We start from the raw sequence: 12,093 nt of genomic DNA, 5'->3' as shown, positions 1-12,093 counted from the left end.
CTGTGACACCGGGCCCGCTCCGTCCGCCGACCAGAAAGAAAACTGCTGTGTGGCAACGACTTTCGTACTCGCTCCGCGCGGGCGGGGGTGTGCGGACGGAAAGGAGGCCGGCTCCGCCGCGGCCTTCTATCCTGGAGGGGCAACCGCGCATGTCCGCATCGCGCAGGACCCGGGGAGTCTAGTGTCGGCACGAATCACGCCCCTGCGGCTCGAGGCGTTCGAGCAGCTGCCCAAGCACGCCCGGCGGTGCGTGTACTGGGAGGTCGATCCGCTCACTCTGGCCGCCGACGACCAGCTGTCCGACCCCGAGTTCGAGAAGGAAGCGTGGCTGTCGATGGTCATGCTCGAGTGGGGCTCGTGCGGACAGCTCGCGGTGCAGTGCCCACCCGATGTCGACGGCGAGCTCGGGGTGCTCACCGGTGACGAGGCCTGCCTCGGCTACGCCTTCTATGCGCCACCGGGCGCAGTGCCGCGCGCCCGGCACTTTCCGACCGCGCCGGTGAGCGCCGACGCCGTGTTGCTCACCTCGCTCGGGGTGGAGTCCGGCGCGGACGCCGAGGGGATCCCGCGCAGCTTGATCGCAGCGGTCGTCGGCGATCTGGTGCGCCGCGGTGCGCGCGCACTGGAGGCCTTCGGGCACACCGCCGAGGTCAGTGAACTGCACGAGCCGGGCGTGATGACGCCGGCCCTGCGACCCGTCGTCGAGGTGCTGGGGGATTGTTCGGTCGAGCAGTGCACGCTCGACGCCGATCTGCTGCGTGACTCGGGCTTCGTCGTGGTGGCACAGCACCGCTACTTCCCGCGGCTGCGGCTCGAGCTCGAACAGGGGCTGGGCTGGAAGGCGGATGTGGAAGCGGCGCTGGAGCGGTTGTTGGAGGCCGCGCAGCTGCAGCAGCCGGTGGGAGCGGGCGCAAGCCCCTACCGGTGATTACGAAGGGCTGACCCGGCCGGCCTGTTCCACCGACAGCTCGTGGGCCAACAGCTCGGCGAACGTGAAAGTTCCTGTGGGCCGGTCGTTCTTGCCGAGCAGATAGAGCCGCTTGACCGCTGCCAGGATGCCCTCGGCGACCGAGTCGCGGGTGTGGGTGGAAACCAACATGGCGCGGTCACGCGGGTTGGTGATGTAGCCGACGTCGACCTGTACGGTGGCCATCCGGGTCAACCGCAGCAGATCCCAGGTGCGCCCGTGTGTCCGGCAGTCGCGTAAACCGGTGCGCGCCACGACTTCTCGCTGGATGAAGTCGGCCAGATTGCGCCCGATGGTTGAGACCGAACCGTGCGAGTTGCCGAAGTGGAACGACGCCACGCCGTTGGCGGCCGGACTGGCCTGGGCGGCGCAACGAAGGCTGATCATCAGGTCGGCGCCGACGGTGTTGGCGGTCGCGGCGCGTTCGGCGTCAGACGGTGCGCGGTTGGCCGGATGCGACAGGAACGTCTCCATACCGATCGCGGTCATACGACCCTCGAGCCGACTGGCCAAGTCCCACAGAATGTCCGACTCGCTGATCGGGCCGCCAGGGCCCTGCATGATCAAGCCGTGGTCGTCGCCTCCGCGGCCCGGGTCGATGATGATGCGCTTGCCGGATAGCCGAGGGCCGGAGGTGCGGACCAGCTCCTCCTCCCGGATCGCGTGCGGCGAGCCGCCGGTCACGCGGGAGCCCAGAAAGTACAACGAGCGCAACGTCTCCGGCCCGCAGATCCCATCCGGGTACAGGCCGTACTCGCGCTGGTACGACATCAGCGCGTTGTGGGTGGTCAGACCGAAGTGGCCGTCGACGAGGCCGGTGTAGAACCCGAGGTCCTGCAGCCGCGCTTGCAGAGTGGCCACGTCGTCGCCGAACATCGGCGCACCGAAGTGATGGCTCAACGTGCGCGCGCCGAGGCGGTACGAGGCCTCCTTGAGCGCGCGGTAGGTCGCCTCCCCGACGATCCCGTCGACGAGCAGACCGCGGTGCTGTTGGAAGGCGCGGACTGCATGGTCGAGTTCGTCGTCGAAGGCGTCCACCGCGACGTGCTTTCCGGTGGTGAGCTCCTCGTCGGGGTCGGCGAGCATGCCCAGAGCGGCCAGCGCAGCCCTGATCTCGGTGACCGCACCTCCGCGGTCACCGCGACGCAGACTGGACATATGCGGCCTTTCGGACACGGTGGTCAGCTGTGCGACGGCGCTGACGCTACTGACAGGCTCGCACGATTGTCGCAGACGACGCGCTCATTCAAGAAAACCCCAGGCCGGTGTCCGCGCGCCGAATGGGGGAGCGAAAGGACGCCTAGACGACGTCGCCGAGCTCGCGCAGCAGCGCAGCCTTGCCCTTCGCGCCCACGATGCGCTTGACCGGCGCGCCGTCCTTGAAGACGATGAGCGTTGGGATCGACACGACCTGGAAGTCGCGCGCCGTGGCGGGATTGGCGTCCACGTCGAGCTTGGCGACCGTCAACTGCCCGGCCTTCTCGGCGGCGATCTCCTCGAGCACCGGGGCGATCATCTTGCACGGACCGCACCACGTGGCCCAGAAGTCCACGAGTACCGGTGTGCTGCTGGACAGCACGTCGGCCGAGAACGAGTCGTCGGTCACGGCGACGGTTTGTGTGGTGGCGTCAGCCATAATGATTGCTCCTGTCAGACGGGGGCGGATGCCTCTTCATCGCTTGGGCCGGAACCGATTTCGGCCAGCCAACGCTCGGCGTCGATGGACGCCGAACAGCCGGTGCCCGCAGCCGTGATGGCCTGGCGGTAGACGCGGTCGACGAGATCGCCTGCGGCGAAGACACCTTCGATCGACGTGCTGGTGGTCCCGGCCTGTACCAACACGTACCCGTCGGCGTCGACCTCGACCTGGTCGCGCACCAGTTCAGAACGCGGATCGTGGCCCACCGCGACGAAGACACCGGTCACGGCCATCTTCGACTCCTCACCGGTGACGTTGTTGCGCAACCGAACTCCGCTGACCTTGGGGCTGCCCTCGATCTCGACGACCTCGGTGTCGGTGAGGAACGTGATCTTCTCGTTGGCCCTGGCGCGTTCCAGCATGATCCGCGAGGCACGGAACTCCGCGCGACGGTGCACCAGCGTGACGCTGCGCGCGAAGCGGGTGAGGAAGATGGCCTCCTCCATCGCGGAGTCGCCACCGCCGACGACGATGATGTCCTCGTCGCGGAAGAAGAAGCCGTCGCAGGTGGCGCACGTGCTCACGCCCATGCCCAGCAGCGTGTCCTCACCCGGCACGCCGAGGTGGCGCGCCGCCGCGCCCATCGCCAGGATGACCGCGCGCGCCCGGTAGGTTTCCCCGCCGACGGTGACGGTCTTGACCGGGCCGTCCAGCGAGACGGCGTCGACGTCCTCCATGCGCAGATCGGCGCCGAAGCGCAGCGCCTGCTCGCGCATCTCGTCCATCAGCTCGGGGCCGGTGATGCCGTTGCGGAAGCCCGGGAAGTTCTCCACTTCGGTGGTGGTCATCAGCGCGCCGCCGAACTGGGTGCCCTCGAAGACCAGCGGGGTCAGTTGGGCCCGGGCGGCGTAGATCGCCGCGGTGTATCCGGCCGGGCCGGAGCCGATGATGATCAGGTCATGAACCGGTGAGGTGGTGGTCATGAGCGCCTTTCTGCCGATGGTGGTCGGCACGGGTACAAACACCAGCCTAGGCAGTGATGTTCCCGCGATGCTCCCGGACGTCCCCGGAGCGCACCGTCCGTCAGACTACGGTCGCGCCACCTCGGTTTCGGCTGATGACCCGCTGTGACCCGCGCCGCAGTCCGGCGACACCAGCAGCGCGGTGACGGTCTCGGGCGAGTTCCCCGGCAGCACCAGCACGACACCGGCCGGGCCGGCACCGGCGATGGGCCGGGCGCCCAGCAGCGGCGTGGCCGGCGGGTAGCCGAGCCCGGCCAGGCAGGCCCGGCGCCGAGCCTCGTCGGACAGCGGCCCGTAGGCGGGCGCGGTGGTCAGCAGGGCGGTGATGTCGGGCTCAGTGAGCGGGAACGGCGCGGCCGGCTGGGAAACGGTGATGCTGTGAGCCGTCGGACCGGCAGGGAACCGGGAGGACGGCCCGTGAGCCAGCATCGACGCCCCGACCACCACCCCGGCCAGCGCCGCAGCCAGCCCGATGAGCAGGCCGAGCAGCTGACGACGGCGCAGCCGCGGCCGCGGCATGGAGTGCGCGGGCGGCGCGCCACGCAACGTGGCGCCGATGCGCGCCGTGACCTCCGCGGGGACCGCTGGCGCGGACCGTCCGTCTCGCCCGAGAAGCGCCAGCTCCCGGCGGACCCGTTCGGTCGCCGGATCCGCGCCGTCGTCGGTGTCCATCGCTAGCCAGTTTCCACCACGAAGCGTTGGACGGTCGGCAGGCCGGCCCGGTTCCACCGGTTCAATCGCGATTGCCCGCAGCGGCCCCGAGGTCCAGGAAGTCCAGCGCCTCGGCGAGCCGGGCCCTGGCCCGCGAGCAGCGGCTCTTGACCGTGCCCGCGGGGATGCCGAGCATGCGCGCCGTCTCGGCGACCGAGTAGCCCTGCATGTCGACGGCCACCACCGCCGCCCGCTGCTCGATGGGCAGCCGCATCAACGCGCGTTCGACGACGATCGCGGTGTCGACCTGCGGGGCAGGGTCGCCGATCGGACACGCCTCGGATGCGGGCAACGCCTCGGTGGGGCGAATCTTGTTGCGCCGCAATCGGTCCAGGCACGCGTTTACCACAATGCGGTACAGCCAGCTGCTGACCGCCGAATCGTGCCGAAACGCCGGTGCCTTGCAGTGCGCCTTGAGCATCGCATCCTGCAGCGCGTCGGCGGCGTCCTCGGGGTTGTGGCTGGTGATGCGGGCGAGCCGGTACAGCTGGCGGTGGTGCCGGTAGAACAGCTCCTCGAAGGCGTACCGGTCGCCTGCGATGTGCGCGGCGAGCAACTCCGCGTCACTGCGCTGCCGCTCGGCCTCAAAGGTGCCCACAGCCGAACATTAAGCTGCCGCGCGGACCTGTCCCGACACATATTCCGGCGGCTGGGGATGGACCGCCGCACCCGCTAGGACGCGGCCCGCACCGTGATCTCGGCGATGTCGGAGCGGCTCGCGCCGTCGACCTGGCCCAGTGTGGACACCCACACCAGCAGGTTGGACGTCGGCGCGGCGGCGTCGACCTTGACGGTGTTCTCGCCGGGCTGCAGCTGGGTAGTAGGCGTGAGCACGGTGGTGTCCTCCAGCGACGACGGCGTCGGGGTACTCGCCGAGCGGATCTCCACCGCGGTGCCAGCGCTGTTCAGGTCGATGTCCACCTCACCGACCGTGGTCGGTTGCGGCAGTTCCAGCATCAGCCCGACGCCGTTCTTGAAGTTGGGGAACGGCACCGGATCGGTATAGGTGTCGATCGGCCACACCGTGGTGTCGTCGCCGTCGATCGCCAGCGGCGCCAGCGCGGGCGCATCGGCGCCACCCTCGGGGGAGAAGACTGTGGCTTCAACGGGTTGCACGACGTTGCCGACCGCCCCGTCGGCCGACTCGGACGTCGTCGGCGCGTTCAGCCCCAGCTGGTCGCCGCCGAGGCCGTCGCCGACGTCACCGAAGATCCGGCTCAGCACGGTGGCCAGCGCGATCAACGCGACCACGATGATGGCTCCGCCGACGCCCAGCCCGATCATCAGGGCCTTGCGGCGGCGCGCCTGGAGCTCGGGGTCCTCGTCGGTGGCCGCCCGGACCCGCGGCGCGGCGCGCTCGGGCTCGTCGACAGGCGAGATCAGCTCGGTGCGGTCGGCGATCGCCGTCGCCTGCTGCAACAGGTTCAGCAGGGTCGGCGCGCTACGGATGCCGCCGCCCTCCTGAACCGCGCGGGCCGCGGCCGCCGAGATCTGGAACGGAATGTGGCGGTCCACCGCCCGCGGCTCGATCGCCTGGCCGGCGGCGTCGAGTTCGGCCGGCTCCAGCCCGCTGGGTGTGCCGGGCTCCTCCAGCGGCCAGCGGTTGACCAGCAGCGCGTACAGCGCGGCGCCGATGCCGCGGATGTCGTCTTCGGGGGTTGCGCCGCTGAGGGTGGCGGGAAAGGCCAGTGCGACGTCACCCTCGATGCTCACCCGCACCCGGCTGGGGTGGTCGATGGACAGCGCGACGCCCGACCGGTGCGCGGCCTCGGCCGCGGCGGCCAGCGACTGGATCGCCCTGGCGCCGCCGATGGGGGAGGGCGACGTCTCGGCCACTTCGGTCAGCGACCCGCCGCGGATCCACTCCGAGACCACGAGCCCGCCGGAGCCGGTGTTGGCCACGTCGAGCACCCGGGCGATGCCGGGCATGTCGATGCGGCTGAGCTTCTGCGTGCGCGCCAGGATGTCGCGTAGCTCGTCGTCGGGCAGGGTGTTGTCGGGGTCGATGAACGTCAGCGCGACCTGGCGGTCCAGTGCGGTGTCCAACGCCTGCCAGAACTGCAGGGCGGGCGGCCCGCCGTGGAACACCAGCAGCCGGTAGCGCCCGCCGCCGATGACCGCCCCCGGGATGAGGTGGACGTCCTCGTCGGAGGTGGCGGCTTCGATGGCCGGTTCTTGGGGCGGGTCGAAGGCCAGCGGCTCGCGGGTGGGATCGCCGCCGTAGTCGGCGGGCGGCCGGCCCGACACCGGGATACGGGAGGTTCCTCGATCGTCGGGTCGAGCATCGGGCTTCTCGTCGGACCCGTGATCGGGCGCCGGCACGTCGGGCTGGAAGTCGTCGGCGGCCACCTCGCCGGTGCCCGAGGTGCCGGCCGGGTCGCTGCCCCGCAACGGGAGTTTGGTGGTCGCGGTGCTGTCCGGACTCGACGCGGAGCCGCCTGCGGGTTCGTCGCTCACCGCTGGTCCTTTCGGCATCGGCTCCCCGGCAACGGGGCCAGGGGGTCCACGCCGGACGGTCGGCGGGCTGTGACGCCGCCCTGACGCGAACGAATTGCTCTGATCAGGGTACGTGAGTGGTTCTCGGGGCCGCGGGCGGTCGGGAGCCGTCGGCGACGGAGCGGCAACCGACGCGTGCGAGCCCGGACGCGGGCTGAGACGCCGACCGAGACGCCGCTGCACCCACGCCAGCGCGCTCAGAGCATCGGGCACCTTCGCGGCCAACAACACCCCGGCGATGATCGGCACCATGATCAAGCCGAGTGCCAGCAACCGCAGCAGTGACCCGGCGCCGCCCCAGTCACGGGTGAGCTCCTCGAGGCCGAGCAACTGGTCGGCCACGTGGGCGGTCATGCCCGCGATGAGCGACGCGGCGATGGTCACCAGGATGGTGCGGACCACCTGCAGGTTGATCAGCCGCCCGTCGGGCGGGTCGAGGTTTGCGCGCAGCAGGAAGTAACCGACCGTCGCGCCGGCCAGGAAACCGAGGCCGTTGGCGGTGCCGAGGTAACCGGCGACCAGTTCGGGATCGTCGGCGACAAGCGGCGCGATCAGCGAGGCGATGATCTTCACCGTCGTGATCACGACGACCAACAGGATCGGCGTCCACGGCTGCTGCCTGGCGTAGAACACCCGAAGCTGAAGCAGCACAAGGGCATACGGAATCAACGTGAATGCCGACAGGGTGATCGCCATGCCGAGGTAGGCGGCGTCGACCTGGCCGAAGTTGCCGTAGGCGAACAGCGCGACGCCGATGGCCGGCCCGCCCACGGTCATCAACGCCACGATCGGGATCAGGGTCACCATCGTCAGCCGGGTGGCCAGCGACAGGTCGGCCAGTACGGCGGGGGTGTCGTCGGCGGCGGCGTTTCGGCTCAACCGAGGCATCACGACCGTCAGCACCGTCACGCCGATCATGCCGAATGGCAGCATCAGCACCAGCCACGTGTAGTTGTAGATCGCCGGTCCGGAAGCCGCTGCGCCTGCGGCGATTCGGTTGCCGACGATCAGGCCGATCTGGCTGATCAGCACGTAGAGCACCATCGCGGCGGCCATCGCGCCGAACTGCTTCATCCGGTCGTCGACGCCCCACAGCGGGCGCAGGCTGATGCGTTCCCTCCGGATGGCCGCCAGCAGCACCAGCACCTGCGTCACCGTGCCGAGCGTCATCCCGATGCCCAGCACCAGCAGCTTGGCGTTGCCCATCTGCACCGGATCGACCGAGAGCTCGCCGGGCACCGCGACGTACAGGCCGAGCGTGACAAGGGCCACCAGGTTGTTGCACACCGGCGCCCACGCCGGCGGCCCGAACACGTTGCGGGTGTTGAGGATTGCCATGAACACCGACGACAACCCGTAGAACAGCACCTGCGGCAGCAGCAGGTAGGCGAAGGCGGTCGTCAGGTCGCGGTTGACCTCGGGATGGGTGCCCAGCATCAGCCCCACCAGCAGCGGTGCCGACGCCACCGCCAGCGCGGTCGTCATCAGCAACAACGTCGTGGCGAGGGTGACCAGGCGGCGGACGAACGCGGTGCCGTTGTCGGGGTCGTCGCGTTCGGCGCGCGCCAGCACCGGAACGAAGATCGCCGTGAATGTCGCCTCCAGCACCAAGGCGGCGATCAGGTTCGGCAACTGGTAGGCCACCGAGAAGGCACTGGACAACGCGGCGCCCAGGATCGTGGCGAGCAACACGATGCGCGCGAAGCCGGTAAGCCTGCTGACCAGCGTGGCGACTGCCATTCCCCACGACCGCGACACCACCGCGGCGTCGGTCAACTCCGGTCGTCCTGCGCCGCGGCGGGGCGCGGGTCCGCGGCGCAACCGCGGCGGTGGCTGGCGCGGTGCTCCGCGCGGCGGTGGCGGGTAGGCGGTGGGCATGGGCCGGGTGGGCCGGGGCGGTGCAGGAGGCATCCGGATGGGGCGGTCCACCCGCGGGGTCGGTTGGCGCGGTCCGCCTGGCCCTGTGGTGCTCACGTCCGCCCGCCGCGCGGACGGTCGCGTCCGGCCCGGCTCAGTGTGTCGGCCGGTTCGTCCTCGTAGCGCAGCGCGACCTCGAGCGGGTCGGGGCGGTCGAGGTCGGCCGGGTCGGGTTGGCCGCGGAAGCGATGCCAGAGCCTGCGGCCGGCCAGCAGCACGAGAACGGCCCCAGCCGACAGCGTGATGAAGAACAGCACTTTGCCGTAGGCGTTCGAGTGCACCGAAAGGCGGACCGGGTCGCCCAGCGGCAGTCCGTCGGCGGTGCGCAGCGCGACGTCGACGGCGAATCGCTGGGTGAAGTGCACCTCGATCGGCACCCGCAGCGGCAGGTAGCCCGGGGGCAGTTCGATCTCGCCCATCTCGGTGACCGTCATGCCCGGCGGCGCGTCGACGTCCAGTCGCACGCGGATCGGCACCGGTAAGTCGTTGCGCAGCGCCAACGGCAGCGGGCTCCGCTCGGTGGCCAGCGTGTAGGCGCCGCCCGGGTTGACGACGGTGACCGCCCCGAACAGGTCGTCGACCGTGGCGCCGACGGTGGTCAGGCGCTGTTGGGCGAGCCCGTTGCGGCTCTCGGGCGGCACCGACTGGCTCAGTGCGCGCAGCATGTCCTCGCGCAACGGCGCCGTGTACCCGTAGCCGGTGAGCCCGGTGCGGGTGTCGGTCGTCAACGCCGCCGTCAGCCCCCACAACCGGCCGGTCACCGCGGCGATGCCCGACACCACCGCGTCGTCGATGCGACCGTCGGGGTCGCCCAGTTCATCGCCGGGCAGCGGCGCCGTCTCCGCCGGCGGGGCCGCGGTCGCTTCGGCGATGACGGCGGCGAGGGGCCGCGGCTGGGCCAGCCCGGCGTTGATGGCGGTGGCCACCGCGGTGAAGACCGCGCGTGCGTCGTCGGGTCGCAGATCCCAGACCAGGGGCGGCATCAGAATCTGGTTGCGCGGCTCGACCTCGGGATTGAGCCCGCGCCACAGCACCGCCCCCAACGCGTTCTGCCTGCGCGCCACCGCCGAGTCGTGGTGCGCCGGGACCTCCAGGGACGGGGCGGCATATGACGGCGCGACGGGGTCGGCACCGGCACCGGCCAGCGCCGCGCCGACCGCCGGATCGAAGTGCGCGGCGACGAGCTGCGGGCTGTAACGCACCGGTGACGTGTCCGGGGCCCGCGACGCCGAGCCGTCGTCGGTCTGCGGCTGGGCGGCCGCGATCGCAACCGTCGGGCGCTGCTCGGACAAGAGGCGGACCGCGGGACCGGTCAGCGGGCCGTCGCCGACGAGGCTCGCCCCGCGGACCGAGGCGACGCCGAGGATCTGGTCGACGATGTCGCCTGCGATGCTGGTGGCGATCGCGCTCAGGCCGCGGTCCCCGACGCGGCGCAGTGCGTCGAGGTCGGCCTGCGCGTAGATCGTCGGCGCGACGCACATCCGGGCCGCCAGCGCCTTGAGCCGGTTCAGCCACGCGATCGCGGCGTCCTGCCCGGTGCCGGGGCGGGTGGGCGTGCCGCGACCGGCGTCGGGTCCGTCGTTGACGACGTAGCCGCTGGTCATCGCGTTGACGGTGACCAATAGGTCCGGGTCGACGGCCAGGCAGGTCGCCGCCCGCACTCTGCCGTCGGGGTCCACCTGCGGGCTGGTGGCGAACTCGGCCGCCGATAGCAGGGTGTCGAGGCGGCCGCCGGGGGCCAGCGCCTCCGCGAGCTCGTCGTCGATGAGCCGCACCGGCGTCGTGCCCCCGGGTGCGCCCGCCGCGAGCCGCGGCCGGTCGGCGAGCGGCCACAGCAGCGTCGTCTGGACCGGGCGGGAGGTGTCCGGGGCCCTGACCCCGGTCATCGCGTCGTCGGCCGCGTCGTCGGCCGGGTCGGGCGGCACCCCGAGCACCGGCAGCAGGAAGCGCGCATCGTCGAGGCGGGCGGGTGCCCCGTAGTCGGGGGTGCCGTTGACGTTGACCATCAGTGGGTACACGCCGGGCTGTTCGATGCCCAGCGACGGCCGGTCCGTCGCCCGCAACGGGTAGGAGAGTGTGAACGGGACTTCTTGTCCCCGAGACAGCTCGGGGGTCAGCGTGGTGAAGTCACCGACGGGCTGGAACTGGTCGACGTCGCCGGTGAGGTTGGTGCGCAGACCCGTCGAGGCGGCCACGGCGGCGGCGTCCTCGAGCCGTACCACCACGTCGCGCACCAGCCGGTCACCGACGTTGAGGACGGTGCCGGTCACCGTAACCGTTGGCGCGCTGGTGGTGGTCACCACGTCGGGGCTGACGGTGTCGATGCGCACCTGCAGGAACGGCGTCGTGCCGGGTTGACCGGCCGCGGCGCGGGGGATCGCGACCGGCACGACGGTCAGTGCCAGCAGTGTCAGCGCGGCCAGCAGCCGCAGCAACGCGGCGGAGGCCCTGGGCCGCGGAGCCGCCGCGGAGGAGGTCACGGGCCCTGTCCGCAGCCGTTCGTCCGCCGGCCGGGCTCCCGATCTGTCCACTCGTCCTTGCGCCCGTCGGAGGGCAGGTGCCCCCACCGCTCCGCCCCCCGGGACGGTTGCGCAGGTCCGTCGGGACGACGGCGGGTGTGCGAATGGGTCTGTGGTCGCCGCCGCGGTGCCGACCGGGGTAGCGGCGGCAGTGCCGCGGGACCGTCGTTGTGCAGCTTGTCGATCAGTTCACCCGCTACCTCGGCGAGCCGCCGCTCGTCGGCATAGGCCAGCCGCGACGGCAGCTCCCTGAGCGGCACCCAGGCCACCTCGGTGACCTCGAGGTCCTCGTCGGAGAGCTCGCCGCCGAGGAACCGCATGAGGTAGTGGTGCACCGTCTTGTGCACCCGGCGTCCTTCGGTGACGAACCAGTAGTCGATGCTGCCAAGCGCGGCGAGCACGCTGCCCTGGACGCCCGTCTCCTCGGCGACTTCGCGGACCGCGGTCTGTTCGGCGGTCTCACCCATCTCGATGTGGCCCTTGGGCAGCGACCAGAGCATGCGGCCGCGCCGGTCGATGCGTCCGATCAACGCGGCGACCTGGCGTTCCTTTGGGCCGTCGATGCCGTCGATGACCAGCCCGCCCGCCGACGTCTCGTGAACGGTGCGCAGCCGGTCCGGCGGTCTGCGGGGCCGTGACTTCTTCGACTGGCCGCCGTTGGTGTTTGCCGGGGCGGCGTTGTGGTGCGGCCCGGGCACGGGACGGCCCTGCTCGGCTGCGGCCTCGGGCGGACCGGCCGCGCGCCGGCCGCGACGGCGCCCGCGGCGCCGTCGTGGTTTGGCCTGTTCGCCGTCCGACACCCAAGCGATAGTAGCTGCCACA

General features: G+C 71.2%; 9 protein-coding genes. 1 reads left to right on the top strand and 8 read right to left on the bottom strand.

Annotated features, from left to right (window positions below; all coding sequences use genetic code 11):
* Positions 1-181 precede the first annotated feature (181 nt).
* Positions 182-928, top strand: coding sequence for an acetyltransferase (locus tag K3G64_RS09230; protein WP_238949298.1), 747 nt, complete (start codon positions 182-184; stop codon positions 926-928).
* On the opposite strand, the gene K3G64_RS09225 is transcribed toward K3G64_RS09230, so the two are convergent.
* The 8 genes from K3G64_RS09225 to K3G64_RS09190 form a co-directional block, all read right to left on the bottom strand.
* On the bottom strand, positions 929-2,125 hold the full coding sequence (locus K3G64_RS09225) for an N-acetylmuramoyl-L-alanine amidase (protein ID WP_238949297.1): 1,197 nt from the start codon (positions 2,123-2,125) through the stop codon (positions 929-931). It lies immediately after the preceding gene.
* A gap of 142 nt (positions 2,126-2,267) precedes the next feature.
* Entirely contained in the window at positions 2,268-2,603 is a 336-nt protein-coding gene (trxA, locus tag K3G64_RS09220; RefSeq protein WP_238949296.1) for a thioredoxin, read from the bottom strand.
* Positions 2,604-2,617: 14 nt separating this feature from the next.
* A complete protein-coding gene (trxB, locus tag K3G64_RS09215) occupies positions 2,618-3,589 on the bottom strand; it encodes a thioredoxin-disulfide reductase (protein WP_238949295.1) in 972 nt (323 codons plus the stop codon).
* 105 nt (positions 3,590-3,694) lie between these two features.
* Positions 3,695-4,300, bottom strand: a complete 606-nt coding sequence (locus K3G64_RS09210; RefSeq protein ID WP_238949294.1) for a hypothetical protein — start codon at positions 4,298-4,300, stop codon at positions 3,695-3,697.
* Between the two features lie 61 nt (positions 4,301-4,361).
* A complete protein-coding gene (sigM, locus tag K3G64_RS09205; RefSeq protein WP_238949293.1) occupies positions 4,362-4,937 on the bottom strand; it encodes an RNA polymerase sigma factor SigM in 576 nt (191 codons plus the stop codon).
* A 74-nt stretch (positions 4,938-5,011) separates the two neighbouring features.
* Positions 5,012-8,713, bottom strand: a complete 3,702-nt coding sequence (gene murJ / locus K3G64_RS09200) for a murein biosynthesis integral membrane protein MurJ (protein ID WP_238949292.1) — start codon at positions 8,711-8,713, stop codon at positions 5,012-5,014.
* Positions 8,714-8,805: 92 nt separating this feature from the next.
* On the bottom strand, positions 8,806-11,232 hold the full coding sequence (locus tag K3G64_RS09195) for a hypothetical protein (protein ID WP_238949291.1): 2,427 nt from the start codon (positions 11,230-11,232) through the stop codon (positions 8,806-8,808).
* Positions 11,229-12,071 carry an NUDIX hydrolase gene (locus K3G64_RS09190; protein ID WP_238949290.1) on the bottom strand — a complete coding sequence of 281 codons (843 nt, stop codon included), beginning with the start codon at positions 12,069-12,071 and terminating at the stop codon, positions 11,229-11,231. Before K3G64_RS09190 ends, K3G64_RS09195 begins: the two co-directional genes overlap by 4 nt.
* Between the last annotated feature and the right edge of the window lie 22 nt (positions 12,072-12,093).

The sequence above is a fragment of the Mycobacterium sp. IDR2000157661 genome (assembly GCF_022317005.1).
Classification (GTDB): Bacteria; Actinomycetota; Actinomycetes; order Mycobacteriales; family Mycobacteriaceae; genus Mycobacterium.
The sequence above is the reverse complement of the archived record's forward strand: the minus strand, read 5'-3'. Positions and strand labels throughout refer to the sequence as shown.

Coding starts and splice junctions, on each gene's coding strand:
- K3G64_RS09225 (WP_238949297.1), bottom strand. CDS start 2,125: ATGTCCAGTCTGCGTCGCGGTGACCGCGGAGGTGCGGTCACCGAGATC.
- trxA (WP_238949296.1), bottom strand. CDS start 2,603: ATGGCTGACGCCACCACACAAACCGTCGCCGTGACCGACGACTCGTTC.
- trxB (WP_238949295.1), bottom strand. CDS start 3,589: ATGACCACCACCTCACCGGTTCATGACCTGATCATCATCGGCTCCGGC.
- K3G64_RS09210 (WP_238949294.1), bottom strand. CDS start 4,300: ATGGACACCGACGACGGCGCGGATCCGGCGACCGAACGGGTCCGCCGG.
- murJ (WP_238949292.1), bottom strand. CDS start 8,713: ATGCCCACCGCCTACCCGCCACCGCCGCGCGGAGCACCGCGCCAGCCA.